The organism is Streptomyces cadmiisoli (assembly GCF_003261055.1).
GTDB classification, from domain to species: Bacteria; Actinomycetota; Actinomycetes; order Streptomycetales; family Streptomycetaceae; genus Streptomyces; species Streptomyces cadmiisoli.
Map to the genome: position 1 here is coordinate 2,599,738 of NZ_CP030073.1, position 26,691 is coordinate 2,626,428.

The following is a 26,691-nucleotide window of genomic DNA, read 5'->3' on the forward strand; positions in this document are numbered from 1 at the left end:
AATCGCCGTACGGTGGGAGGGACTTGTCGCGCTTACTTGATGCCGAGCTTGTCGCAGGCGGTCTTGTAGTTGCCGGCGCAGATCTCGTCGACGGTGTAGATGCCGTCCTTGATCACGGTGTCGTTGATGTTCTCCTTGGTCAGGGAGACCACCGGGACCAGCACGGACGGGATGTCCTGCGCGCTGCCGCTGTTGACCTTGTCCTTGGCGATGGCACCGAGGTCCTCACCCTTGGCCAGGGCGACCGCCATCTCGGCGGCGACCTCGGCCTCCTGCGGGTAGGACTTGTAGACGCTCATGTACTGCGCGTCCGTGATGATGCGCTGGACGGCGGCGAGTTCGGCGTCCTGGCCGGTGACCGGGATGTCGTCGATGCCCGCGGCCTTCAGGGCGGTGATGATGCCACCCGCCATGCCGTCGTTGGCCGAGTAGACACCGGCGATCTTGCTCTTGCCGAGCGCCGAGATCGCCGTCTCCATGTTGGCGTTGGCGTTGTCCGGCGACCACTCCTTGGTGTCGAACTCGCGGCCGATCTTCACCTTGCCGTCGAGAACGGAGTGCGCGCCCTTCTTGAACATGGCGGCGTTCGGGTCGGTGACCGAACCGTTCATCATGACGATCTGGCTGCCCTTGGCCTTGTCGCCCAGGGCCTCCAGCAGGGCCTCGCCCTGGGTGCGGCCGACCTCTTCGTTGTCGAAGGAGGTGTAGGCGCTGATCGGGCCCTCGGCGAGGCGGTCGTAGGCGACGACCTTGATGCCGGCGTCCGCGGCCTTCTGGATCGAGTTCTTGATCGCCTTGGCGTCCACGGCGTCCAGGATCAGCACGTCCACCTTGTTGGTGATCATCGTGTCGACCTGCTGCGCCTGGAGGTTGGCGTCCTGGCGGGCGTTGTTGTACTGGATCTCCGCCTTGTTGTTCGTCAGCTCCTTGATCTTCTTCTCGATCAGCGGCCGGTCGAACTTCTCGTAGCGCGCGGTCTTGTTCTCCGGAAGGAGAAGGCCGACCTTGATGGCGTCGCCCTTGGCGGCGGCGGAGCCCTTGGATTCCTTGTCGCCTCCCGCTTCCTCAGCACTGCCACAGGCGGCGAGAGAGACTGCCATCGCACCCGCGGCGACAGCAATGGCGGCACGACGCATACGCGTGTTCACTTCATAACCTCCCTGACGAGGCCGCGTCGTTGCGGCCGAGGTGGCTGGAAGTCAACTCGGCCGCACGTGCGACGTCAAGAAGTAAATCCTTAACGGGTTGGCAACGGTGCCATCCGTTCTCTAAGTGAAGGCAGGTGCCACAGCCTGCAACACACCGGTCGCAGTTCCGTCCAAAAGGGTCGAATCGCCCATCTCGCTGAGGGCGAGAGCCAGCGCTCCGAGCACCTCCGCGCGGCCCCCCAGTGCCCCCGGAAGGATCGAGAGCTGGCGGGCCGCGCTCGGTATGGCGTAGCGGCCGACGGACTCCCTTATGGGCCCCAGCACCAGCTCACCGGCCTCGGCGAGGTCGCCGCCGAGCACCACGCGGCTCGGGTTCAGCAGGTTGCAGAGGTTGGCGACACCGCTGCCGACGTGGCGGCCGACATCGGCGATCACCCGGCGGCAGCCCGGGTCCCCGTCCCGTGCCAGCCGTACGACGCCCTCCATCGTCAAGTCCGTACCGTGGCTGGGCTGGAGGAGCGGGAGCACGTACCGCGCGGCCGTGAAGGTCTCCAGGCAGCCCCGGTTGCCGCAGCGGCAGACGGGACCCGATTCGTCGAGGGTGATGTGACCGATCTCACCGGCCGTGCCGCCGGGTCCGCGGTAGATCTTGCCGTCGATCACCAAACCGGCGCCGACACCGCTGGAGACCTTGATGTATGCCAGGTCACGCACGCCCTTGCCGCTGCCCCAGACCAGCTCGCCCAGGGCGCCCAGGTTGGCGTCGTTGTCCACGTGCACCGGCACGCCGATCCGCCCGCGCAGCTCCTCGGCGGGCCGGGCGCCGGTCCAGCCGGGCAGGATGGCGGTCGAGCCCAGCGTCCCGGACTCCACGTCGATCGGGCCGGGCACGCCGAGGCCCACTCCGGCGATCTTGCCGCGGTCCACCCCGGTCGCCTCGATCAGCCGGTTGACCAGCTCCTCCGCCCGGTCGAAGCCCTGGGCGGCGGAGGCGTCCACATCCAGCGGCTCGGACTCCTCGGCCAGCACCTGATGAGCGAGGTTCCCGACCGCGACGCGCAAATGGCTGTGCCCGAAATCCACTCCGATGACGATCCCGGCGTCACCGCTGAGCGAGACGCTGCGGGCCCGCCGGCCCCCGGCGGAGGTGGGCGTGACCTCGACCGTTCCGTTTTCCCTGAGCTCTCGGACGATGTTGGAGACGGTGGCCGCGGACAGTCCGGTCGTCCTCGCGATCTCGGCCTGTGTGAGGGATCCCGCCAGCCGCACGGCTCGTACCACCCGCTCCAGGTTGGCTCGGTGCAGCGACGACTGCGACCCCGGAGTCTCCACGACGACCTCCCGCGCGCGGGACCGCTTCGATGAGGCCCCGTCTATGTCCAACTAGTGAACTCTAAGCTGAGCCGTTCGGGTTGCCTCCCGTCAAGAGGTTGAACAGTATCCGGGTCCGTGCACACAGCAAACACACCGCTCCCCAGCAGCGGGAGCGGTGCGCGTGCAACCGGTTACGGAACGCTACTTCAAGGTGGCGGAGGTCAGGCCTGCCTGCACCTGACGCTGGAAGGACAGGTAGACGACGAGCATCGGGATCATCGCGATGGTCACGCCCGCGAACAGCACCGGCAGATCGGACGCGTATCCCTGTTGCTGCTGGAGCTGGATCAGGCCCTGGGTGAGCACGTACCGTTCCGGATCGTCACCGCTCTGCGGCTGCATCAGGACCGTCGGCAGGATGAACTGGTTCCACTGGCCGAGCGTGTTGAAGATCCCCACGCTGATCAGTCCGGGCTTGGCCATCGGCAGCATGACCTGGAAGAACGTCCGGGTGTGCGAGGCGCCGTCCAGGATCGCCGCCTCGAACACCGCCGTGGGCAGGGTCCGGAAGAAGGCGTGCATGAAGAACACCGTGAACGGCATCGAGTAGGCGACGTACACCAGGATCAGGCCCTGGTAGGTGTTCAGCATGTCCAGCCGCTTGACCATGAAGAACAGCGGGACGAGGGCCAGGAACACGGGGAACATGGCCCCCGCGACGAAGAAGTAGTAGAGCAGGCGGTTGCCCCAGAACTCGTAGCGGGCCAGCACGTAGGCGGCCATCGAGCCGAAGAGCATGGTCAGCGGCACCGAGAAGGCCAGCACCACGACCGTGTTGAGGAAGTAGTCCCCGATGCCCTTGTCCCAGGCCCGGGTGAACACGTCGAAGGTCCAGTTCTGCGGCCAGCCGAAGGCCGAGCCCGCGATCTGGGTGTCGGTCTTGAAGGAGCTGAACACCAGCCACAGCAGTGGCAGGACGATCATCAGGGCCCACAGGGCGAGGAAGCCGTGCGAGAAGGCGTTCAGGGCGATGCCCTCGCCGGGCCGCTGCCCCGACCGGGCCGAGGGCTTGTGCACGGACCGCTGGGCGGGGACGGCCGCGGTCTCCTTGATGGGTGCGCTCATCGTCGTCTCTCCCGCTCAGAACTCGACGCGCTCGCGGCGGGTGGCGCGCAGCATGACCACGGACACGATCAGGGTCAGGAGGAGCATGACGACGCCCATGGCGCAGGCGTAGCCGCTCTTCCCGTAGTAGAGGAAGTTGCGCATCATCACGGTGGACATGACCTCGCTGGCGTGGTCCGGTCCGCCGCCGTACTCGCCCGAGGTCATGGTGGACACCAGGATGAACATGTCCATCGCCGCGATGCCGAGGTAGACCCACGCCGTCTGCACGGAGTCCCACAGCAGCGGCAGGGTGATGCGGAAGAAGGACTGGGCGCGGCCGGCACCGTCGATCAGGGCGGCCTCGTAGATGTCCCTCGGGATGGACTGCATCGCGGCGGAGAACAGCACGAGGTAGAAGCCGACGCCGTGCCACACGACGACCAGGATCAGCGCCCACAGCACGAAGTCCGGCTCGTTCAGCCACTCGATCGGGTCGCCGGCGTCGACGAGGCCCAGCTTCACCAGGAGGCCGTTGAGCATGCCGCCGCTGTCACTGCGGTACACGGCGCCGAACAGCACCGCGAGGATCGCCATCGACAGCACCTGCGGGAAGAAGTAGACGACCTTGTAGAAACCGGACCCGGCCACCCCCGCGACCCCGCCGGCCCGTCCGCGACCGCCCGCGTTCAGCATGAAGGCGAAGAACAGGGCGAGCAGAATGGTGATCACCGGGATGAACACCAGAAACAGGATGTTGTGCCAGATGGCACCCATGAAGATGTCGTCCTGGACCAGCGCCGTGTAGTTGTCCAGTCCGACGAAGCTGAAGGTCTGCGACTGCCCCTTCCAGTCGGTCAGCGAATAGCCGAAGGTCTGGATGTACGGCCAGATCACGAAGATCAGATATAGCGCCACGGGGATGAACAGAAAACCCGCGACGAACCGGTGCTGCCCTTTGCGCATTGGCGATCCTGCCCTGTTGTCCCGACGGCCACTGCGGCGCCGCCGAGGGGGCGCGGGGAACCGGGCGGCCGGTCCACCACGGACCGGCACCCGACGCTCCACCGCACCCCCTGGCGGCGCTCTCCCCGCACTACTCCCGGCGGTTGTTCTTGGCCGCCGGGTCCTTGGCGGCCTTGTCGACGGCCGCCTGCGCCCGCTTGAGCCATTCCTTCGGCTGGATCCGCTGCGCCATCAGCTCGTTGGACGCGTTCTGGATCGCGGTGTCCATCTCGCTGTACCACTCGGTGTACAGGAACCGGAAGGTGTTGTCGCCGGCCGCCTTGGACGCCTCGACGGTCGACTGCGTGCCCGGCCGCAGCTGAACGCTCGGGTCGACACCGTCCTGAAGGATCGTCAGCGAGTTGGCCTCCTTGGCGAACAGCGTCGACCACTCCCGGGAGAGCATCAGCCGCATGAACTCCTTGGCGCCCGGCAGGTTCTTCGCCTTGGACGGGATGATGAAGGGCTCACCGGAGCCGGCCCGGATCGCCTCGAACGGCATCGCGCTGTCCGCCAGCAGCGGCATCGGCATGAACTTCATGTCGAAGTCCTCCGGCGTCTGCTTCAGCTGCTCGTTCTCCAGCCAGGAGCCGCTCGTGATGAAGACGGCCTTGGACTGGTTCCAGCGGGTCTGCGACTCGGTGTGGGTCAGGCCGTTGGTGCCGGGCATCAAGTAGCCCTTCTCCACGACCTCGTAGACCGCCTCGACGGCCGCCAGCGCCGCGTCGGAGCCGACGAACGCCTTCGGGTCGAGGTTGTCGATCGCCTTCATGGCGTCCAGACCGCCCTTCTTGGCGATCAGGTCCATGATGGCGACGTTGATGTAGTACGGGTACTTGCCCTGGTGGGCGAGACCGCCGATGCCCTCGGACTTGGCGTCCTTGCAGATGGCGAGGAAGTCCTCCCAGGTCTGCGGCACCTCCCAGCCCTTGTCCTGGAACAGCTTGCCGGAGTACCACAGGCCCCACACCGTGTAGATGTAGTTGAGGGCGACGACCTTGCCCTCCTGGAGGCCCGGGTCGAGGGTGCCGGGGATGACGGTGTCGCGGACCTTCTTCGACGGATCGTCCACGCTCGGCGCGTCCAGGACCTCGGCGAGGTCGAGGAGTTGGCCGTTCTTGTAGAGGACGTCGATCTTGATCTTCTGGGCGCCGGAGTTGTCGACGATGTCCGGCGGGTTGCCCGCGTTGAAGCGGGGCTGGAGCTTGCCGGTGATCTCCTGGGTGCCGGTGTGGGTGGAGGTGACGCCCCGCTTCTTCTGGAAGTCGGCCTCCCACGCCTTGGCGTAGTCGTCGCCGTAGCCGCCCTTGAAGATGACGACGTCGAGCTTGCTGCCCTTCTTCACTCCGAAGGGGTTGTCCTTGGACGTCTCACCCTTGGTGTCCTCGCCCGAGTCCTCGCCGCCGCCACCGCTGGCACAGGCGGACAGGAAGCTCATCGCGGGTACGGAGACCAGACCGAGCGCGGCGGACCGCTTCATGAGTGAGCGGCGGCCGACGCTTTCGGAACCGTTGTTCTCGGCATTCTCGGCGGAAGTGGATCCCATGCTCAAGTCCTCGCCTTCTCCAGGACTCAGGCGGTGAACCGGATCCTCCCCGGCACCGCGGTGGGGTCATGCTGAGTTGTGCGGAAGTGCGGATCCTGTGAATCGCCGACAGGTATAGTCCACTTCCCGCCAACGGGGCAAGATCGAATGCAAGGTTGGTCGTCGGCTTTTCCGAGTTGAGACCTCGCGGAAATATGAGCTGCCTGCGGTCGCTCTGCCGGAAAAATCCACGACATTGCACTCGAACGCCTCAGTCAACACCCTTGACAGCTCCGAACACTTGAGTCACTACTGGTCCTTGCGCATCATGATTGACAACGTTGTCCAGAGCGCAGGGAGGGTGCGAACTGATGCAGCGCAGAACGCGGCACAGATGGGGTACGGCGGTCGTCGTGACGACCGCTTTCGCCTTGGCGGGGGGCTCGCAGGGAGTCGCGGTGGCCCTGCCGCAGGCACCCGCCGCCGACCGGGAGTTCAGCTCCTCGTTCGAGGCCGGCGAACCGGCCCCGGACTGGCTGAACACCGTGGACACCGCCCCGGACGGCAGCAAGCGGGCCGCCGGCGTGGACGGCGGATACAGCAGCGGCATACCGGGCAATGTGACCGACCACGTCACCGATGTCCGGGCGAACGCGGAGAACTCCGGTGGGGGCGAGGTGAAGGAGAACCTCGTCGACACCGAACCCACCACCAAGTGGCTGACCTTCACGCCCACCGGTTGGGTGGAATTCAACCTTGACAAACCATCCAAGGTCGTTACATATGCGATTACTTCAGCAAATGACCACGATGAACGCGACCCGGTGGACTGGACCCTGAAGGGCTCCACCGACGGCCAGGACTGGAAGACGCTCGACACCCGCTCCGGCGAGTCGTTCGCGGAGCGTTTCCAGACCAAGACGTACGACATCCCGGCGGACGCGGCCGCCGAGTACCGCCACTTCCGGCTCGACGTGACCCGGAACAAGGGCGGCGGCATCCTGCAGATCGCCGACGTGCAGTTCTCGACCGGCGGCGGCGAGGGGCCGGTGCCGCAGGACATGCTCACGCTGGTCGACCGCGGCCCGAGCGGGTCGCCGACCGCGAAGGCGGGCGCCGGCTTCACCGGCAAGCGCGCGCTGCGCTACGCGGGCCGCCACACCGCCGAGGCGGGGGCGTACTCGTACAACAAGGTCTTCGACGTCGACGTGGCCGTCGGCCGCGACACCGAGCTGTCGTACCGGATCTTCCCGTCGATGGCGGACGGCGACCGCGACTACGACGCCACCAACGTCTCGGTCGACCTGGCCTTCACCGACGGCACGCATCTGAGCGACCTGCGCGCCACCGACCAGCACGGCTTCGCGCTGTCGCCCCGGGGCCAGGGCGCCGCGAAGGTGCTGTACGTCAACCAGTGGAACAACGTCGCCTCCCGGATCGGTTCGGTGGCGGCGGGCAAGACCGTCGACCGGATCCTGGTGGCGTACGACTCCCCCAAGGGCCCGGCGAAGTTCCGCGGCTGGGTCGACGACGTGTCCCTGCGGACCGCGCCTCCCCAGAAGCCGAAGGCGCACCTGTCGGACTACGCGGTCACCACCCGCGGCACCAACTCCAGCGGCGGCTTCTCCCGGGGCAACAACTTCCCGGCGACCGCCGTGCCGCACGGCTTCAACTTCTGGACGCCGGTCACCAACGCGGGCTCGCTGAGCTGGCTGTACGACTACGCGCGGGCGAACAACGCGGACAACCTGCCGACGATCCAGGCGTTCAGCGCCAGCCACGAGCCGAGCCCCTGGATGGGCGACCGGCAGACCTTCCAGGTGATGCCGTCGGCCGCTAGCGGGACCCCGGAGAACGGGCGTACGGCGCGCGCGCTGGCGTTCAGCCACGAGAACGAGGTCGCCCGGCCGCACTACTACGGTGTGCGGTTCGAGAACGGCGTCAAGGCGGAGATGACGCCGACGGACCACGCGGCGGTGCTCCGCTTCACCTACCCCGGTGACGACGCGAGCGTCCTGTTCGACAACGTGACCGACCAGGCGGGGCTGACCCTCGACAAGGACGCCGGTGTCGTCACCGGCTACTCCGACGTGAAGTCCGGGCTGTCCACGGGCGCCACCCGCCTGTTCGTCTACGGCGTCTTCGACAAGCCGGTCACGGACGGGTCCTCCAGCGGCGTCAAGGGCCATCTGCGCTTCGACGCGGGTGCCGACCGCACGGTGACGCTGCGGCTGGCGACCTCGCTGATCAGCCTCGACCAGGCCAAGGACAACCTGCGCCAGGAGGTCCCGGAGGGCACGTCCTTCGAGCAGGTCAAGGACCGCGCCCAGCGCCAGTGGGACCGGATCCTCGGCAAGGTCGAGGTCGAGGGCGCGACGCCGGACCAGCTGACGACGCTGTACTCCAGCCTGTACCGGCTGTACCTGTACCCGAACTCCGGCTTCGAGAAGGTCGGTTCGACGTACAAGTACGCCTCCCCGTTCTCGCCGATGACCGGCCCCGACACTCCGACGCACACCGGCGCCAAGATCGTGGACGGCAAGGTGTACGTCAACAACGGCTTCTGGGACACCTACCGGACGACCTGGCCGGCCTACTCGCTGCTGACCCCCTCGCAGGCCGGTGAGATGGTCGACGGGTTCGTGCAGCAGTACAAGGACGGCGGCTGGACCTCGCGCTGGTCCTCGCCGGGGTACGCGGACCTGATGACCGGCACGTCGTCGGACGTCGCCTTCGCGGACGCCTACGTCAAGGGCGTCGACTTCGACGCGGAGGCCGCCTACGACGCGGCGGTGAAGAACGCGACGGTCGTACCGCCGTCGTCGGGTGTGGGCCGCAAGGGCATGACGACGTCCCCGTTCCTGGGCTACACCAGCACGGACACGCACGAGGGCCTGTCGTGGGCGCTGGAGGGCTATCTCAACGACTACGGCATCGCGCAGATGGGCCAGGCCCTCCACAAGAAAACCGGTGAGAAGCGCTACAAGGAGGAGTCCGCGTACTTCCTCGACCGCGCCCAGGAGTACGTGAACCTCTTCGACTCCGAGGCCGGCTTCTTCCAGGGCCGCAAGGGCAACGGCGACTGGCGGGTGGAGTCGTCGGCGTACGACCCGCGCGTCTGGGGCTACGACTACACCGAGACCAACGGCTGGGGCTACGCCTTCACCGCCCCGCAGGACAGCCGCGGTCTGGCCAACCTGTACGGCGGCCGGTCCGGGCTCGGCGAGAAGCTGGACGAGTACTTCAGCACGCCCGAGACGGCGTCGCCGGAGTTCGTCGGCTCCTACGGCGGCGTCATCCACGAGATGACCGAGGCGCGGGACGTCCGCATGGGCATGTACGGGCACTCCAACCAGGTCGCCCACCACGCCATCTACATGTACGACGCGGCCGGACAGCCCTGGAAGACGCAGAAGAACGTCCGTGAGGTGCTGTCGCGCCTGTACACGGGCAGCGAGATCGGCCAGGGTTACCACGGCGACGAGGACAACGGTGAGCAGTCGGCCTGGTACCTCTTCTCGGCCCTCGGCTTCTACCCGTTGGTGATGGGCAGCGGCGAGTACGCGATCGGCTCCCCGTTGTTCACCAAGGCGACCGTCCACCTGGAGAACGGGCGGGACCTGGTGATCCGGGCCCCGAAGAACAGCGCGAAGAACGTCTACGTCCAGGGCCTGAAGGTCAACGGCCGCGGCTGGTCGTCGACCTCGCTCCCCCACTCGCTGATCGCGAAGGGCGGTGTGCTGGAGTTCGACATGGGCTCGAAGCCGTCGAAGTGGGGCACGGGCAAGGGCGCCGCGCCCGTCTCGATCACCCGGGACGACGAGGTGCCGACGCCGCGCACGGACCTGCTGAAGGGTGAGGGCGCGCTGGTCGACAACACCTCCGCGACGGAGGCGAGCGTGACGACGGTGGACCTGCCCGTGTCCGGGCGGGGCCGTGCCGTGCAGTACACGCTGACGTCGTCGGCCGACCGGGCGAAGGCCCCGACCGGCTGGACCCTTCAGGGCTCCTCCGACGGGACCAGCTGGCGGACCCTGGACAAGCGCTCCGGGGAGTCCTTCACCTGGGACCGGCAGACCCGCGCCTTCTCCGTGAAGTCACCGGGCACGTACGAGAAGTACCGCCTGGTCCTGGAGGGCGAGGCGACGCTGTCCGAGGTCGAACTGCTCGTCTGACCGACACCGGACGACAAGAGAACCGGGCCGCACCCCGTCACCGGGGTGCGGCCCAGCCGCTGTGCGGGAGCCTTACTTGCGGATCAGGCTGCGCAGCACGTACTGCATGATGCCGCCGTTGCGGTAGTAGTCGGCCTCACCGGGGGTGTCGATGCGGACGACCGCGTCGAACTCGACGCCCGTGTCGGTGGTGACCTTGACCGTGCGCGGCGTGGTGCCGTTGTTGAGCTCCTCGACGCCGGTGAAGGAGAAGGTCTCCTCGCCGGTCAGGCCGAGGGACTCGGCCGAGGCGCCCTCCGGGAACTGGAGCGGCAGGACGCCCATGCCGATGAGGTTCGAGCGGTGGATGCGCTCGTAGGACTCGGCGATGACGGCCTTGACGCCGAGCAGCGCGGTGCCCTTGGCGGCCCAGTCGCGGGACGAGCCGGAGCCGTACTCCTTGCCGGCCAGGATGGCCAGCGGGACGCCCTGCTCGATGTAGTTGCGCGAGGCGTCGTAGATGAACGACACCGGACCGTCGGCCTGGGTGAAGTCGCGGGTGTAGCCGCCCTCGGTGCCCGGCGCGATCTGGTTGCGCAGGCGGATGTTGGCGAACGTGCCGCGGATCATGACCTCGTGGTTGCCGCGGCGGGAGCCGTAGCTGTTGAAGTCGCGGCGCTGCACGCCGTGCTCCGTGAGGTACTGGCCGGCCGGGGTGTCGGCCTTGATGGCGCCGGCCGGGGAGATGTGGTCGGTGGTGACCGAGTCGCCCAGCTTGGCCAGCACACGGGCGCCGATGATGTCGGAGACCGGGGTGGTCTCCATCGTCATGCCCTCGAAGTACGGGGGCTTGCGGACGTAGGTCGACTCGGCGTCCCACTCGAAGGTGTTGCCGGTCGGGATCGGCAGCGCCTGCCACTGGGCGTCGCCGGCGAAGACGTCGCTGTAGGACTTGGAGAACATGTCCTCGCCGATGGCGTTGGCGACGACGTCGTTGACCTCGGCCTCGGTCGGCCAGATGTCGGCCAGGTGGACCGGCTTGCCCTCCTGGTCGGTGCCGAGGGCGTCCCGGGTGATGTCCACCTTCATGGAGCCCGCGAGCGCGTAGGCGACCACCAGCGGCGGGGACGCCAGGTAGTTCATCTTGACGTCGGGGTTGATACGGCCCTCGAAGTTGCGGTTGCCGGAGAGGACCGAGGTGACGGCGAGATCGTGGTCGTTGACCGCCTTGGAGACCTCGTCCGGCAGCGGGCCGGAGTTGCCGATGCAGGTGGTGCAGCCGTAGCCGACGAGGTTGAAGCCGACCTTGTCGAGGTACGGGGTCAGGCCCGCCTTGTCGAAGTAGTCGGTGACGACCTTGGAGCCCGGGGCGAGGGTGGTCTTGACCCACGGCTTGCGGGTCAGGCCCTTCTCGACCGCCTTCTTGGCGACCAGGGCGGCGGCGACCATGACGTACGGGTTGGAGGTGTTGGTGCAGGAGGTGATGGCGGCGACCGTCACGGCACCGTGGTCCAGCTCGTAGGTCGTGCCGTCGGGGGCGGTGACCTGCACCGGGTTGCTGGGCGCGCCGTTCGGGGCGACGGCCGGGGCGTCGGAGGCCGGGAAGGACTCGACGCCCGCCTCGTCGACGGTGTCCACGTAGTTGCGGACGTCCAGCTTGAACTGCTCGGCGGCGTTCGCGAGGACGATGCGGTCCTGCGGGCGCTTCGGGCCGGCGATCGACGGGACGACCGTCGACAGGTCGAGCTCCAGCTTCTCGGAGAAGTCGGGCTCGGCGGTCGGGTCCAGCCACAGGCCCTGGGTCTTGGCGTAGGACTCGACGAGCGCGACCTGCTGCTGGGAGCGGCCGGTCAGGCGCAGGTAGTTCAGGGTCTCGTCGTCGATCGGGAAGATGGCGGCGGTGGAGCCGAACTCCGGCGACATGTTGCCGATGGTGGCGCGGTTGGCGAGGCTGGTGGCGGCCACGCCCTCGCCGTAGAACTCGACGAACTTGCCGACCACGCCGTGCTTGCGCAGCATCTCGGTGATGGTCAGCACGAGGTCGGTGGCGGTGGTGCCGGGCCGGAGCTCACCGGTGAGCTTGAAGCCGACGACGCGCGGGATGAGCATCGAGACCGGCTGGCCGAGCATCGCGGCCTCGGCCTCGATACCGCCGACGCCCCAGCCGAGGACGCCGAGGCCGTTGACCATCGTGGTGTGCGAGTCGGTGCCGACCAGGGTGTCGGGGTAGGCCTTGCCGTCGCGGACCATGACGACGCGGGCCAGGTGCTCGATGTTGACCTGGTGGACGATGCCGGTGCCGGGCGGGACGACCTTGAACTCGTCGAACGCGGTCTGGCCCCAGCGCAGGAACTGGTAGCGCTCCTTGTTGCGGCCGTACTCCAGCTCCACGTTCTGCTGGAAGGCGTCGTTGCTGCCGAACTTGTCGGCGATGACGGAGTGGTCGATGACCAGCTCGGCCGGGGCCAGCGGGTTGATCTTCGCCGGGTCGCCGCCGAGCTCCTTGACGGCCTCGCGCATGGTGGCGAGGTCGACGACGCAGGGGACACCGGTGAAGTCCTGCATGATGACGCGGGCCGGCGTGAACTGGATCTCCTGCGAGGGCTGGGCCTGCGAGTCCCAGCTGCCGAGGGCGCGGATGTGGTCGGCGGTGATGTTCGCGCCGTCCTCGGTGCGGAGCAGGTTCTCCAGCAGGACCTTAAGGCTGTAGGGGAGCCGGGCCGAGCCCTCCACCTTGTCCAGGCGGAAGATCTCGTACGACTCGTCGCCCACCTGCAACGTGCTGCGGGCGTCGAAGCTGTTCGCCGACACGACAGTCTCCTTCATTCATGTGCGCGTTCCACCGCATCCTGCCGCCACATCGTCTTGGCCGATCCGCTAAGGTAAGGCTAAGTTAGGTGACCCTTACCGAGATGGCGACTGCGGTGCGCCTCGGCAGATATCTCGATGTCGAGATAACTCTAGTACATGAGGGCTGGATGGTCATGCCCGGCCCCGGCGCGGGCCCCGCCGCGCGCCCGCGCGCCCTGGTACGCCCGCCCGCGCGGCGGCGGACCGCCGCCGCTTTCGACGAGCCGAGGGATTTCGCTCATCAGTGCGCGATGTCGGGGTAAGCGAAGGTGAGCCGGCGAGCCGGCGAGCCACGCAAGGACGTACGGAAGGAGACCCGCATGCCCCTCACGTTCCGCAAGAGTTTCCGGATCCTGCCCGGGGTGCGCCTGAACATCAACCGGCGCTCCTGGTCGATCACCACCGGCGGCAGCCACGGGCCGCGCCACACCCACAGCAGCACCGGACGTCGTACGACATCGATGGATTTGCCCGGACCTTTCGGATGGCGTCGAACCCGTTCCGCACGGCGGCGCTGACGGTCTTTCACCCGATGGGACCCCCCAGGAGGCGCCATCTCATATCTGAGATAGCCTCAACCCCATGGCAGACGACTACCTCGTACGCATCGGCAAGCTCATCCGTGACGCCCGGCAGCACCGGGGCTGGACACAGTCGCAGCTTGCCGAGGCGCTCGGTACCAGCCAGAGCGCCGTCAATCGCATCGAGCGCGGCAACCAGAACATCAGCCTTGAGATGATCGCCCGAATCGGTGAGGCCCTGGAGAGCGAGATCGTCTCCCTGGGCTACGCCGGTCCGATGCATCTTCGTGTGGTCGGCGGCCGGCGCCTGTCCGGCGCCATCGATGTCAAGACGAGCAAGAACGCGTGCGTGGCACTGCTGTGCGCCTCACTGCTCAACAAGGGGCGCACGGTGCTGCGTCGGGTCGCCCGTATCGAAGAGGTGTACCGCCTGCTGGAGGTGCTGGGCTCCATCGGTGTCCGCACCCGCTGGATCAACGACGGCGTCGACCTGGAGATCGTGCCGCCGGCCGACCTCGACCTCGACTCCATCGACGCCGAGGCGGCCCGCCGCACCCGCTCGATCATCATGTTCCTCGGCCCGCTGCTGCATCGGATGGACCGCTTCAAACTGCCGTACGCCGGAGGATGCGACCTCGGCACCCGGACCATCGAGCCGCACATGATCGCGCTGCGCCGGTTCGGTCTCGACATCGCGGCGACCGAGGGCCAGTACCACGCGATGGTGGACCGCTCCGTCCGCCCGGACCGCCCCATCGTGCTGACGGAGCGCGGGGACACCGTCACCGAGAACGCGCTGCTGGCCGCCGCCCGGCACGACGGCGTCACCGTCATCCGCAACGCCTCCTCCAACTACATGGTCCAGGACCTGTGCTTCTTCCTGGAGGCACTGGGCGTCAGGGTCGAGGGCATCGGCAGCACCACGCTGACCGTGCACGGCATGCCGAACATCGACGTCGACGTCGACTACTCCCCCTCCGAGGACCCGGTCGAGGCGATGAGCCTGGTCGCCGCGGCGGTCGTCACGGAGTCGGAGCTGACGGTGCGCCGGGTGCCGATCGAGTTCCTGGAGATCGAGCTCGCGGTCCTGGTGGAGATGGGCCTCGACCACGACCGCACCCCGGAGTACGTCGCCGACAACGGCCGTACGCGTCTGGTCGACCTCACCGTCAAGCCCTCCAAGCTGGAGGCACCGATCGACAAGATCCACCCGATGCCGTTCCCCGGCCTGAACATCGACAACGTGCCCTTCTTCGCGGCCATCGCGGCCGCCGCGCAGGGCAAGACCCTGATCCACGACTGGGTCTACGACAACCGCGCGATCTATCTCACGGACCTCAACCGGCTCGGCGGCCGCCTCCAGTTGCTGGACCCGCACCGCGTCCTGGTCGAGGGCCCGACCCGCTGGCGCGCCGCCGAGATGATGTGCCCGCCGGCCCTGCGCCCCGCGGTCGTCGTCCTGCTCGCCATGATGGCCGCGGAGGGCACTTCCGTCCTGCGGAACGTGTACGTCATCAACCGCGGCTACGAGGACCTGGCCGAGCGCCTCAACTCCATCGGGGCGCAGATCGAGATCTTCCGGGACATCTGACCGGCATCCGCGTCGTCCGGGACCGGGTGCTCGGCGGCGCTGCCACTCCTTCGCGAGGAGTCGGTAGGAGCGCACCCGGTCGGCGTGGCCGTGGGTGATGGTGGTGACGATCAGCTCGTCGGCGCCGGTGGCCTCCTGGAGTTGCTCGAGCTGGTCGGCCACGCGCCCCGGCGTGCCGACGAACTGGGTGTCGGCCCGGTCCGCGACCAGTGCCCGGTCCGCCTCGGTCCAGGTGCGGGCGCGGGCCTGTTCCGGCGTCGGGTACGGGACGGCGCCCACGGCGGTACGGATGCTGCGCACCCAGGGGCCGTAGCCGGCGGCCGGTTCGCGGGCGGTCTCGTCGTCCTCGGCGACGACGACGTCGGCGGAGACGCTGACGTGCGGCTTGTCGAGCCGGTCGGACGGCAGGAACGCGGCGCGGTAGCCCTCGACCGCCTCCAGCACGGTGGCCGGGCTGACGTGGTGATCGGCCGCGAAGCGCAGTCCGTTGCGGCCCGCGACCTCGGCGCTCCGTCCGCCGCTGCTGCCGAGGATCCACACCTGGACGTCGGCGCCCTCGCCCGGGACGGCGTGCGCTTCGGTGCCGTCCGCCAGGCGGTAGTCGCCGCGCTGCAGCGCGAGGACGTCGTCGACCTGCTCGCCGTAGTCCTGGGCCGCCGCGCCGGGCAGGTGCAGCAGGTGCTGCTGGAGCCGGAACCGGGGCGAGCCGAGCAGGTGCTCGAAGGAGAACCGGGGCAGGATCCGCAGGCCGCCCGGGGTACGTCCGTCGACGACGGGTGTCACGGTCGGCCGGGGCGCGGCCGTCCCGCCCGTCGCCCGGCCGCCCGAGCGGCCGAGGCCCAGGTCGAGCCGCCCCGGATGCAGGGCGTCGATCAGAGATACGGGTGCGGGGGCCGGCTCGGGGTTCACGGCGCGACCCGCCGGGCCGTGGGCCCTGTGAGGTCGGACCGCGCGGCGTGCGCCGCCCGCGGCACGGGGGCGTCCTCGCACCGCGCGCCGTCCCCCTCGCCCCACGCGTCGGACCCGCCCCCGACGTGCGCCGTCCAGTCCAGGATCTGCACCGCCGCCCCCGCGGCCTCCTGTCCCCGGCACCGGGCGTGGTGCCGGCGGGCGATGCCGTCCAGGTCGAGATGCGAGCCGAAGGCCGGATGCCCGGTCAGGCGCCGCGCGTAGGCCCACAGGTGGGGATGGTCGGCGACACGGTGGACCGCGGCGGCGTCCAGGTGCAGCCGGTGCACGGTGTCGAGCTGCACCAGCGTCACCCACAACTGCACGTCGGCGGCGGTCGGTTCGTCGCCCAGGACGAAGTCCCCATCGGCGAGCCGCCACTCCAGTGAGCCGAGTACGCGCAGCAGGCGGGCGAGGGCGGCGCTGCGCTCCCGCTCGTCGACGCCGGCCCGCCCGGCCTGCTGCGCCGCTTCGTTGATGCCGTACTCGCAGAGATGGTCGACGGCCTCCGTCTCCGCGTCCGTGCCGGTCCGGTGGAGGGCGGGCCGGGCGGCGCCGTCGCAGCCGAAACGGGCCAGATCGCTCAGGATGTCGGGGGTGTGCGTGCTGACGATGCGTCCCGTCCAGGTGTCGCTGAGGACGGGTGCGGTGCCCGGTCCGGGATGCCGGTGCGCGCTGGCCTCGTACAGGGGGCGCAGGGCGGAGTGTCCTCCGTCGGCCAGGTCCGGCACGGCGGGCAGCGGCACCACCGGGAGGATCTGCTCCAGGCCGAGCAGGCTGTGGGTGACGGCGATCCGCAGACAGTGCGGGCAGGACAGCGAGAGGTGCAGGCGGTAGCGGCGCGGAACGGCGTAGTAGCCGCTGCCGGCGTCGTGGCCGATCCTGCCCCGGAACGACGGCGGGGACGAGAGGGACGGCACGCTGGTCGAGGGTGCGGCGGACATGAGTCTCCCTGGGTCCGGGTCCGGCTGGTGGCGCGCGGCACCGCGGCGGCGGGCGGCGCACGGGAATTGGGGGCGCGCGACGGCGTCGGCGCGTACCCGAGCAGGGCGGGGGACACGGTCGCGTACCCGAGCAGGGCGGGGACACGGTGCGGCTGGGCACCGCGGGTTCAGCGCGTACTGCTCGCCGCGCTGGAGACCCTCAGGAGATCGATGTGACGGCGGGAGGTCAGCAGCAGAGGCGGCCGGCCCGCGCGCTCGGCGCGGTCGGCGGGCGACTCCGGACGCTCCATCATTTCCTATCGATTCACTAGGGATTCCTCCTTCGGAGTGTCGGACGGCCCTCGCTCCTCGTCAAGAGGGCGTGGCGCGAAAGTCACCGCGGTACCGGGGAGCCGGCGAAGGGGACGTGCGGTGTCGCGGCGGGGGGCTCGGCCGGGTTCTTCCACAGGCCCCGTGCCGCCAGCAGCGGCAGGACGTTCTCGCCGAACCAGTAGGCCTCCTCCAGATGGGGGTAGCCGGACAGCACGAACTCGTCGATGCCGAGCCGGTGGTACTCGGCGATCCGGTCGGCCACCTCGCTGTGGCTGCCGACGAGTGCCGTACCGGCTCCCCCGCGCACCAGACCGATACCGGCCCACAGGTTGGGATGGATCTCCAGGCCGTCGCGCCCGCCGCCGTGCAGGGCGAGCATGCGCTTCTGCCCCTCGGACTCGCTGCGGGCCAGCCCGGCCTGCACGGCGGCGACGGTCTCGGGGTCGAAGCCGTCGAGGAGCCGCCGCGCCTCGGCCCAGGCCTGTTCGGCGGTGTCGCGGGTGATGACGTGGAGGCGGATCCCGAAGCGGACGGTCCGGCCCTCCTTCTCGGCCAGGGTCCGGATCCAGGCGGTCTTCTCGGCCACGGCGGCGGGCGGCTCGCCCCAGGTGAGGTACACGTCCGCGTGGCGGGCGGCCACCTCACCCGCGGCGGGCGAGGAACCGCCGAAGTAGATCTCCGGCACCGGATCGGGCACCCGGGCCAGCCGCGCGTCCTCGACCCGGACGTGCTCGCCCGCCAGATCCACCGTCCGCCCCTGCCACAGTGCCCGGACGACCTGGAGGAATTCGTCGGTACGGGCGTAGCGGGCGTCCTTGTCGAGGAAGTCGCCGTAGGCGCGCTGCTCCTGGCTCTCCCCGCCCGTGACGACGTTGAGCAGCAGCCGCCCGCCGCTCTGCCGCTGGAAGGTCGAGGCCATCTGCGCGGCGAGCGTCGGTGAGACGAAGCCGGGCCTGAAGGCGACCAGGAACTTCAGCCGCTCGGTGTGCCGGCTGACCATGGCCGTGGTGAGCCAGGCGTCCTCGCACCAGGCGCCGGTGGGGGTCAGCGCGCCGGTGAAGCCCAGGTCCTCGGCCGCGCGGGCGATCTGGGCGAGGTAGCCGACGCCGGGCGGCCGGTCACCGCCGGTCGCGGTGGCCGGGGTGCCGTGGCCGCCGCCCACGACGTGCCGGCTGTCGCCGTTGGTCGGCAGGAACCAGTGGAAGGTGAGGCTCATGGGGGCTCATGCCTTTCGCTCGTCGTCGGTCGCGGTCGCGATGCCGTTCATCCGGCGGCCGCCAGGTGCGCGGCCCGGCTGCCCAGGGCCTGGGAGAACTGGTCGACGACCTGGGCCAGCGCCTCGGCGGCTCCCGGCGCGACGGTCAGGGTGTCGTCGTCCGCGGCCGCGATGTCCTTGTCGAGCGTGAACCAGCCCTGGACGATGTGGCCGGCGCCCATGGAGCTGAGCACGGGGCGCAGCGCGTAGTCGATCGCGAGGACGTGCGCCGTGGTGCCGCCCGTCGCCAGCGGCAGGACCGTCTTGCCGACCAGCGCGTACTGCGGCAGCAGATCCAGCAGGGACTTCAACAGCCCGGAGTAGGCGGCCTTGTAGACGGGTGTGCCGATGACGACTCCGTCGGCGCGGTCGAACAGCGCGGTGGCCTCGACGACGGCCGGGTGCCGGAAGTCGGCGCCGAGCAGGGCCTCCGCGGGGATGGTGCGCACGTCCAGCGGAATCACGTCGTGCCCCTGGGCGGTGAGCCGCCGGTCCAGGTGGCGCAGCAGGCGAGCGGTGCGGGAGGTGGGTGAGGGGCTTCCGGAGACGGACAGGACGGTGGCCATGGTGGACCCTTCGGGAGCTGGGATTTCCTGGGACTGGGTGCGGGGCCGGGTGCCGCGCCTTGCCGCGGCACCCGTGTCCCCGACGGCTACTTGTCGGTCTCGGGCAGGCCCGGCGGGTTGATCTCCGAGTCCGTCACCGCCTCGTCGGACAGGCCCCAGCGCTCCAGCACCTTCGCGTACGTGCCGTTCTCGATGATCTCGTCGAGCGCGTCGGCGAGCGGCTCGACCAGTCCGCTGTCCTTCTTGGTGGTGGCCGCGATGAGGCCCTGGAGCGTGGCACCGGCGCCGGAACTGGTGCCGACCACCTCGGACTTCCCGGAGGTCGCCGCGTGGTAGGCGGCGGTGGGGTTGGGCCCGAGGTAGAGGTCGATGCGGCCGGACAGCGCGGTGTAACCGGCGGCCAGGTACAGGGCGCGGGCCTCCGGTTGGCGCGGTCCGGTGGTCAAATGGGCGCGGCGGTGGCCGAGATCGCCGGCGGCGCGCCGTGGTCGAAGGGCTCGTGGGTGGTCCAGATCTTCTTGACGATCCGGATGTACTCACGGATGCGCTCGTAGCGCTGGTCCTTGGTGAGGGTGTCGCCCTCGCGGCCCTGCTCGTGGTCGTTGCCGCCGGTGATGAAGTGGACGGTGAGCCGGCCCTCGCTGATCCGGTCGAGGGTGGCGAAGGTCTTGGCGGCGAAGGTGGGGTACGAGACGTTGGGCCGGTGGGCGAGCAGGATCTGGAGGCGCTCCAGCCTGCTCGCGATGAAGGCGGCGGCCGGCCCGGGGTCCGGCGACCCGGAACCGTAGGCGAACAGCACCCGGTCCCAGCCGTGGTCCTCGTGCGCGCGGGCCGGCCGGAGCGTGTACTCCTTGTCGAAGGCGGCGCCGGAGCGCGGGGTGGTTTCGGAGCCGTCATGGGTGGCGGCGATGCCAAGGAACTCCACTGGCATGGGAGATGACCTTTCCTCAAGTCCTGCGGCACGTGCCGTCGCGCCGTCGCGGGCACGGCGGAGCCGCCCTCGGCGCGGGCCGGGTGCGACGGCGCCTCAGGGGGCCGGGAACCAGGTGGTGGGCAGGTGTGATGACGCCGGGGCGGGGGCCCCGGGCGCGGCGGGACGACGGCGCGTGCCGGTTGTCGCGGGACGGTCCGGGCACGGGCACGGGCACGGGCGGGGGCGCGGACTCGGCGTGAGTCGGGCGCGTACGCACGGCGAGGCCGGGAGCGTGGGAGCGAGAGGCGGCGGGAGCACGGCCCGCCGAGGGGCTACCGAGAAGGAGGGAGGGCGGGCCGTGCGGCCCGCTGCCGCGTCAGGCGCAACACGCGGCGGACCACACCCGACCGAAGTCGATGTGGTCCCGGGTGACCAGGCGCTGCTCGGCATTCATGCGAACCAATTGAGCAGTACATCTCCTCTCTCGTCAACCGGCGACCGGATGCCGGACCGGCGTCGGACACGGCGTCAGGTGCTACCGCTCTCCCCGCCGTACCCCTCCCGTTGTTGCCTTCCCTACATTTCCTATCGATTTACTGGGAAAGTGTTGACGGTGCCCGGACGGGTGCGCAGGATGAAGTACATGTCCCATACGCAGCAACGACTCGTTCGTCGTCGGCATGTCGACTTTGGTCACGTCGTCAGCGCCGCCTGCTGTCGCGGGTAGGCACGCGGTTCCACCACTTCGCGCGTGCCGCTCCGCTCCTTCTGCTTCCTCCCCGGGTGAGCCGGGCGCACCGGGTGAACCCACCCGCGGTGCGCCGGCCGGCCCGCCGCACTACTGAAGGACGACCGCCATGACCACGGCACTTCCGACCCAGGCCACCCCACCGGTCCCACCCCTGCCCGACATGCGCCACCTGCGCCTCGTGGACGACACCACGTGGGGCGGCGACGCGGGACAGGACTCCGCACCACTCGTCGGCTACCTCGTGCTCGTTCCCGAGGGCACCGATCCCGCCCGGTTGTTCGCCGAGGGGGTGCCCCGGCCCGAGATCCGGCCGGTCGCCCGCACGGACGCGCCCTCCGCGCGGCGGGCGCCGGACGACCTCGTCCGTGTCGATGCCGAGCGGCACCTCGCCGAGGTCGACGGACGCGAACTCGACCTGACCTATCTGGAGTTCGAGCTGCTCTCGCATCTCGTGCGGCATCCCCACCAGGTGCACTCGCGCGAGCGGCTGATGGCCGGCATCTGGGGCTACGACCACATCGGCGACGGCCGCACCGTGGACGTCCACGTGGCACGGCTGCGCCGCAAGCTGGGGGCGCACCGGCACCGGATCGTCACCGTACGGCGCGTGGGCTACAAGTACGTGCCCGACGAGCGGGAGAGCACCGACGCCGCATCCTGCGGCCGACCTTGAGGAGACCCTCCCATGGGCCTTGCCCCCGCACCGTCCGGCCCCGCCTCCGCCCCCGAGACCGAGCGGACCGGGCCCTCTCACGCGCACTGGCTGCACGTGGCCCGCGAGGCGGCGGACGACCTGGCCACCGACGCCGCGGTCCGGGACCAGGCGGGCAAGGCCCCGTTCGACGAGGTGTCCCGGCTGCGTGAGGCGGGACTGCTGACCCTCCTCGTACCGGCCGGGCTCGGGGGCGGCGGCGGGGACTGGACCACCGCCTACGCCGTCATCCGGGAGATCGCCGCGGCCGACGGCGCGATCGGCCAACTGCTCGGCTGTCACTACTTCCTGTCGTGGAGCGCCGGGTTCCTCGCCGAACGGCCCGCGCTCGCCGACCGGATCGCCCTGCGGTCCGCGACCGAGCAGTGGTGCTGGGGCGGCGGCCTGGCCCGCCGGGAAGCGCCGCCGCGGCTGACCAGGACGGCCGACGGCCAGGTGCTCGACGGCCGGCAGAGCTATCCCACCGGGGTCCTGGTCGCCGACCGTCTCGCCGTACGGGCCGTGCGGTCCGACACCGGCGAGCCCGTCGCCGTCGTCGTCGACCCGGCCGGCCTCGGCGTGGTGGTGGACGGCGACGCCGACACCTTCGGCCAGCGGCTCGCGGCCGGCGGCAGCGCGGAGTTCGACGCCGTACCGGTGGCCGACGACGACGTCCTCGGCTCCCTGTCCGCGGACGAGGACGTCCTGACACCGCCGGCCGCGCTGGCGTCGCCGGTCGGGCGCCTCGTCTCCGTGCAGCTGCGCCTCGGCATGGCGGAGGGGGTGCTCGCCGAGGCCCGCGAGTACAGCAGGTCGGCGCGGGTGCCCTGGCACGAGGCCGGACCGGCGGGCACCCCGCGGGACCTGCACGCGCTGACCGCCTACGGTGAGCTCACCGTGCTCACCCGCGCCGCGTCCGCGCTCACCGACCAGGCGCTGCACGCCGTGCACACCGGGCTGGCCCGCGGCGAGGAACTCTCCTACGAGGAGTACGCGGAGATCTCCGTACTGGCGGCGATGGCCGACGCCGCCGCCTCCAGGGCCGCGCAGGAGTCCACCGCCCGCGCCCTCGAGATCGTCGGCGCCCGCTCCGCGTCCGCGCGGCTGGGCTTCGACCGGTTCTGGCGCAATGCCCGCACCCAGACCCTGTACGAGCCGGTGGCGGACCGGTTGCGCGACGTCGGCGACTACTTCCTCAACGGCGCGCACCCGGCCTTCGCGCTGCCCGTATGACCTGCGCCGCCCGCCCGGAGGGGAAGCGGGCGGAGCCCTACGCGATAATGGACGTATGCGGATCTCAGCCAGGGCGGACTACGCGGTACGCGCCGCGTTGCAGCTAGCCGCGTCCCGGGACGACGCGCCACTGAAGGCCGAGGCCATCGCCGACGCCCAGGACATTCCGCACAAGTTCCTGGAAAGCATCCTGAACGACATGCGCCGGGGCGGTCTCGTCCTCAGCCAGCGCGGCGGCAACGGCGGCTACCGGCTGGCCAGACCCGCCGCGGCCATCACCATCGCCGACGTCATCCGCGTCGTGGACGGTCCGCTGGTCTCCGTGCGCGGGGTCCGCCCCCCGGAGCTGTCCTACACCGGGCCCGCCGAGTCGCTGCTCCCCCTGTGGATCGCACTGCGATCCAATGTGCGCGAAATCCTCGAAGGTGTCTCGCTCGCCGACGTCGCGTCGGCCCAACTTCCCGCGGAGGTGTCCGCGTTGGCCGACGCGCCGGGCGCCTGGGTGAACCCCTGACACGCCGCGCTCTCCCCTTCGATCCCGAAAAGCAAGACGGCTGCGTCCATCATGTGAACAACCCCTTGGGGAGCGGGCGACCTTCTGCCACGATCCCTATCAGCCAGGTAGGAAAACTAGGGATCTGTGGGGGGTCATGGAAACGCACGACCGCACAGACCAGTTGCTGCCTCTTCTGACCTCGCGTCGGCACATCGACCTCGGCCGCACGTCCAGCGCCATCTGTCAGCCTCGCTGACGCCACAGCACCTGCTTCTGCGGATCCGGCGCAGCGGGCCCCGCGGCTCGCCGCCTCGAGCGGAACCGGCGCTCCCCGTCCGACCGTATCCAGCCACCCCTTCTCGTGGCCCGCCGCGGCATGCCCGCCGCCGGTGGCCGGGAAGTGCCGTGCCGGTGCGGGCCGGCGGGCGCTCGAACCGCTCCCACACTCCTAGATCGTCCACCTTCCCGAGAGGACACCTCCGTGTCTGCCGCACGACCGCACACCACCCTGCGCGCCCTCGCCGCCATAGCCGCGCTCCCGCTCCTGCTCACCGCCTGCGGCTACGGTTCCGAGTCCACCGACGACGGTGGGCAGGCCGAGGTCGCGGCGGACGCCGAGAAGCTCTCCGCCGACGAGGTGCGCATCGGCTACTTCCCCAACCTGACGCACGCCACCGCCCTGGTCGGCGTCCAGGAGGGCCTGCTCCAGAAGGAACTCGGCGGGACGAAGATCAAGGCGTCGACCTTCAACGCCGGTCCCTCCGAGATCGAGGCGCTCAACTCGGGCTCCGTCGACATCGGCTGGATCGGCCCCTCCCCCGCCATCAACGGCTACACCAAGGCCGCCGGCAAGAACCTGCGCATCATCAGCGGCTCCGCCTCCGGCGGCGTCAAGCTCGTCGTCGACCCCGACCGGATCAAGTCGCTCGACGACATCAAGGGCAAGAAGATCGCCACCCCGCAGCTCGGCAACACCCAGGACGTCGCCTTCCTCAACTGGATCAAGGAAAAGGGCTGGAAGGTCGACGCCCAGAGCGGCCAGGGCGACGTGTCCGTCGTCCGCACCGACAACAAGATCACACCCGACGCCTACAAGTCCGGCTCCATCGACGGCGCATGGGTACCCGAACCGACCGCCTCCAAGCTCGTCGCCGACGGCGCCAAGGTCCTCCTCGACGAAGCCGACCTGTGGCCCGACAAGAAGTTCGTGATCACCAACATCATCGTGTCGCAGACCTTCCTCAAGGAACACCCAGACGTCGTCGAAGCGGTCCTGCGCGGATCCGTGAAGACCAACGCCTGGATCAACGCCAACCCGGACGACGCCAAGGCGTCCGCCAACGCGGCCCTGGAGAAGCTGTCCGGCAAGGCGCTGCCCGCCGAGGTCATCGACCCCGCCTGGAAGTCCATCACCTTCCTCGACGACCCGCTGGCCGCGACCCTCGGCACCGAGGCGGAGCACGCGGTGAAGGCCGGACTGCTGGAGGAGCCGAACCTGAAGGGCATCTACGACCTCGCGCCGCTGAACAAGGTCCTCAAGGCCGACGGCAAGGACGAGGTCGACGACGCCGGTCTCGGCGCCGAGTAGCGGTTACCGGACCCGATGAGTCCCCAGGAGGTGACGACCATGGCCACCACGCTCACCAAGACCGCCGAGGACGCCACGCAGGTGCGGCACGCCGCCCGTGTCGAGCACGTCTCGAAGTCCTTCCCGGCACCGGGCTCGCCCGGTGGGCGGCAGCTCGTGCTGGACGACATCACCCTCGATGTCGCCCCCGGCGAGTTCGTCACCCTCCTGGGCGCCTCCGGATGCGGCAAATCCACCCTGCTCAACCTCGTCGCCGGCCTCGACCGCCCCACCACCGGCCACATCACCACCGACGGCCGACCCGCCCTGATGTTCCAGGAACACGCCCTCTTCCCCTGGCTCACCGCCGGCAAAAACATAGAACTCGCCCTCAAACTCCGCGGCACCCCCAAACCCGAACGCCGCGACCGCGCCGACCAACTCCTCGAACTCGTCCGCCTCCAGGACGCCCACGGCAAACGCGTCCACGAACTCTCCGGCGGCATGCGCCAACGCGTCGCACTCGCCCGCGCACTCGCCCAGGACAGCCGGCTCCTCCTCATGGACGAACCCTTCGCCGCACTCGACGCCATCACCCGCGACGTCCTCCACGACGAACTCACCCGCATCTGGCACGACACCGAGCTCTCCGTCCTCTTCGTCACCCACAACGTCCGCGAAGCCGTACGCCTCGCCCAACGCGTCGTCCTCCTCTCCTCCCGCCCCGGCCGCATCAACCGCCAATGGCAGGTCGACATCCCCCAGCCACGCCGCATCGAAGACACCACCGTGGCCGAACTGTCCGTCGAGATCACCGAAGAACTCCGTGGGGAGATCCGCCGCCATGGCCAGCACTGACACCGGCACCGACCAGGGCAAGGACCGCTCGCCGGCGGCCGGCGGGCACGCCGACCCGCACGATCTGGCGGGTCTGGAGGCCGGCCTCGACGCGCTGGACGCGGTACAGACGGGCCGTACGCCGCTGCGCGAGACCCTGGTGCGCAAGGTGCTGCCGCCCGTCACGGCCGTGGCGCTGGTGCTGGTGGTCTGGCAGGTGCTGGTGTGGGCCGGGGCCGCCCCCGCCTACAAACTGCCGTCGCCGTCCGCGGTGTGGGCCGAGGTCGAGAACGCCTGGCTCCAGGGCAGGCTGCTCGACTACATCTGGACCAGCGTCTCGCGCGGCCTGCTCGGCTTCCTGATGGCCCTCGCCATCGGCACCCCGCTCGGACTCCTCGTCGCCCGCGTCAAGTTCGTCCGCGCCGCCATCGGACCGATCCTCTCCGGCCTCCAGTCACTGCCGTCCGTCGCCTGGGTCCCCCCGGCCGTGCTGTGGCTCGGCCTGAACAACTCGATGATGTACGCCGTGATCCTGCTCGGCGCCGTCCCCTCCATCGCCAACGGCCTCGTATCCGGCGTCGACCAGGTACCCCCGCTGTTCCTGCGCGCCGGCCGCACCCTCGGCGCATCGGGACTCAAAGGCACCTGGCACATCGTGATGCCGGCCGCACTCCCCGGCTATCTCGCGGGCCTCAAGCAGGGCTGGGCCTTCTCCTGGCGGTCCCTCATGGCCGCCGAGATCATCGCCTCCTCACCCGACCTGGGCATCGGCCTCGGCCAGTTGCTGGAGAACGGCCGCAACAACGCCAGCATGTCCCAGGTCTTCCTGGCCATCTTCCTGATCCTGCTGGTCGGTATCGCCATCGACCTGCTGATCTTCAGCCCGCTGGAGCGCAGGGTGCTGCGCAACCGGGGCCTGCTGGTGGTCCGCTGACCCCACCGCGCGGTCCCTGATCCGGCGGGCTT

The 26,691-nt window shown here is 69.7% G+C and carries 20 protein-coding genes and 3 pseudogenes; 10 read left to right on the top strand and 13 right to left on the bottom strand.

The features are described from left to right. Positions 1 to 32: 32 nt before the first annotated feature. The 5 genes from DN051_RS10860 to ngcE all read right to left on the bottom strand — a co-directional run bounded on the left by DN051_RS10860 (position 33) and on the right by ngcE (position 6,117). Positions 33 to 1,136 (bottom strand): sugar ABC transporter substrate-binding protein, encoded by a 1,104-nt coding sequence (locus DN051_RS10860; RefSeq protein ID WP_053758407.1) that lies wholly within the window; start codon positions 1,134 to 1,136, stop codon positions 33 to 35. A 132-nt stretch (positions 1,137 to 1,268) separates the two neighbouring features. Continuing rightward, complete coding sequence (locus tag DN051_RS10865; protein ID WP_053758408.1) at positions 1,269 to 2,480, bottom strand: ROK family transcriptional regulator; 1,212 nt, start codon at positions 2,478 to 2,480, stop codon at positions 1,269 to 1,271. Positions 2,481 to 2,663: 183 nt separating this feature from the next. Continuing rightward, entirely contained in the window at positions 2,664 to 3,587 is a 924-nt protein-coding gene (locus tag DN051_RS10870; protein WP_053758409.1) for a carbohydrate ABC transporter permease, read from the bottom strand. 15 nt (positions 3,588 to 3,602) lie between these two features. Next, positions 3,603 to 4,532 carry a carbohydrate ABC transporter permease gene (locus tag DN051_RS10875; protein ID WP_053758410.1) on the bottom strand — a complete coding sequence of 310 codons (930 nt, stop codon included), beginning with the start codon at positions 4,530 to 4,532 and terminating at the stop codon, positions 3,603 to 3,605. Positions 4,533 to 4,662: 130 nt separating this feature from the next. Beyond that, positions 4,663 to 6,117, bottom strand: a complete 1,455-nt coding sequence (gene ngcE, locus DN051_RS10880) for an N-acetylglucosamine/diacetylchitobiose ABC transporter substrate-binding protein (protein WP_053758411.1) — start codon at positions 6,115 to 6,117, stop codon at positions 4,663 to 4,665. 350 nt (positions 6,118 to 6,467) lie between these two features. Here ngcE and DN051_RS10885 point away from each other — a divergent pair, with 350 nt between their 5' ends. Beyond that, positions 6,468 to 10,271, top strand: coding sequence for a GH92 family glycosyl hydrolase (locus DN051_RS10885; protein WP_112438605.1), 3,804 nt, complete (start codon positions 6,468 to 6,470; stop codon positions 10,269 to 10,271). Between the two features lie 72 nt (positions 10,272 to 10,343). On the opposite strand, the gene acnA is transcribed toward DN051_RS10885, so the two are convergent. Then, positions 10,344 to 13,061: an aconitate hydratase AcnA gene (acnA, locus tag DN051_RS10890; protein ID WP_053758509.1), complete on the bottom strand. Its 2,718-nt coding sequence runs from the start codon at positions 13,059 to 13,061 to the stop codon at positions 10,344 to 10,346. A 359-nt stretch (positions 13,062 to 13,420) separates the two neighbouring features. Here acnA and DN051_RS10900 point away from each other — a divergent pair, with 359 nt between their 5' ends. Together DN051_RS10900 and DN051_RS10905 are read left to right on the top strand one after the other, a co-directional pair. Beyond that, positions 13,421 to 13,618, top strand: coding sequence for a DUF4236 domain-containing protein (locus DN051_RS10900; RefSeq protein WP_079000751.1), 198 nt, complete (start codon positions 13,421 to 13,423; stop codon positions 13,616 to 13,618). A gap of 64 nt (positions 13,619 to 13,682) precedes the next feature. Next, positions 13,683 to 15,212: a helix-turn-helix domain-containing protein gene (locus DN051_RS10905; RefSeq protein ID WP_053758414.1), complete on the top strand. Its 1,530-nt coding sequence runs from the start codon at positions 13,683 to 13,685 to the stop codon at positions 15,210 to 15,212. A gap of 33 nt (positions 15,213 to 15,245) precedes the next feature. Here the strand turns inward: DN051_RS10905 and DN051_RS46465 are convergent. The 7 genes and pseudogenes from DN051_RS46465 to DN051_RS10935 form a co-directional block, all read right to left on the bottom strand. After that, positions 15,246 to 16,088 (bottom strand): annotated as a pseudogene (locus DN051_RS46465) (LLM class flavin-dependent oxidoreductase); the annotation flags it as partial. A gap of 29 nt (positions 16,089 to 16,117) precedes the next feature. Further along, a complete protein-coding gene (locus tag DN051_RS10915; RefSeq protein WP_079000760.1) occupies positions 16,118 to 17,104 on the bottom strand; it encodes a glutathione S-transferase C-terminal domain-containing protein in 987 nt (328 codons plus the stop codon). Positions 17,105 to 17,271: 167 nt separating this feature from the next. Next, positions 17,272 to 17,397, bottom strand: a complete 126-nt coding sequence (locus DN051_RS47260; protein ID WP_267890869.1) for a putative leader peptide — start codon at positions 17,395 to 17,397, stop codon at positions 17,272 to 17,274. 80 nt (positions 17,398 to 17,477) lie between these two features. Further along, positions 17,478 to 18,632, bottom strand: coding sequence for an LLM class flavin-dependent oxidoreductase (locus DN051_RS10920; RefSeq protein WP_053758494.1), 1,155 nt, complete (start codon positions 18,630 to 18,632; stop codon positions 17,478 to 17,480). Positions 18,633 to 18,679: 47 nt separating this feature from the next. Continuing rightward, a complete protein-coding gene (gene ssuE / locus DN051_RS10925) occupies positions 18,680 to 19,237 on the bottom strand; it encodes an NADPH-dependent FMN reductase (RefSeq protein ID WP_053758495.1) in 558 nt (185 codons plus the stop codon). Between the two features lie 86 nt (positions 19,238 to 19,323). Beyond that, positions 19,324 to 19,629 (bottom strand): annotated as a pseudogene (locus DN051_RS10930) (ABC transporter substrate-binding protein); the annotation flags it as partial. Between the two features lie 92 nt (positions 19,630 to 19,721). Next, positions 19,722 to 20,168: pseudogene (locus DN051_RS10935) on the bottom strand (LLM class flavin-dependent oxidoreductase); the annotation flags it as partial. Positions 20,169 to 21,007: 839 nt separating this feature from the next. Here DN051_RS10935 and DN051_RS10940 point away from each other — a divergent pair. From DN051_RS10940 to DN051_RS10965, 7 genes are all read left to right on the top strand, one after another. Beyond that, entirely contained in the window at positions 21,008 to 21,574 is a 567-nt protein-coding gene (locus tag DN051_RS10940) for a winged helix-turn-helix domain-containing protein (RefSeq protein ID WP_053758497.1), read from the top strand. A 12-nt stretch (positions 21,575 to 21,586) separates the two neighbouring features. Continuing rightward, a complete protein-coding gene (locus tag DN051_RS10945) occupies positions 21,587 to 22,825 on the top strand; it encodes an acyl-CoA dehydrogenase family protein (protein WP_112438606.1) in 1,239 nt (412 codons plus the stop codon). A gap of 55 nt (positions 22,826 to 22,880) precedes the next feature. Beyond that, positions 22,881 to 23,339: an RrF2 family transcriptional regulator gene (locus tag DN051_RS10950; RefSeq protein ID WP_053758499.1), complete on the top strand. Its 459-nt coding sequence runs from the start codon at positions 22,881 to 22,883 to the stop codon at positions 23,337 to 23,339. Between the two features lie 136 nt (positions 23,340 to 23,475). Continuing rightward, the gene (locus DN051_RS47790) at positions 23,476 to 23,577 is read left to right on the top strand and encodes a putative leader peptide (RefSeq protein WP_420709158.1); all 102 of its coding nucleotides are present in this window, start codon (positions 23,476 to 23,478) and stop codon (positions 23,575 to 23,577) included. Positions 23,578 to 23,802: 225 nt separating this feature from the next. Continuing rightward, positions 23,803 to 24,909, top strand: a complete 1,107-nt coding sequence (locus DN051_RS10955) for an aliphatic sulfonate ABC transporter substrate-binding protein (RefSeq protein WP_246040994.1) — start codon at positions 23,803 to 23,805, stop codon at positions 24,907 to 24,909. A 39-nt stretch (positions 24,910 to 24,948) separates the two neighbouring features. Beyond that, a complete protein-coding gene (locus DN051_RS10960) occupies positions 24,949 to 25,746 on the top strand; it encodes an ABC transporter ATP-binding protein (RefSeq protein WP_112438607.1) in 798 nt (265 codons plus the stop codon). Next, positions 25,733 to 26,659 (top strand): ABC transporter permease, encoded by a 927-nt coding sequence (locus tag DN051_RS10965; RefSeq protein ID WP_112438608.1) that lies wholly within the window; start codon positions 25,733 to 25,735, stop codon positions 26,657 to 26,659. The genes DN051_RS10960 and DN051_RS10965 overlap by 14 nt, the downstream gene beginning before the upstream one ends. Positions 26,660 to 26,691 lie beyond the last annotated feature (32 nt).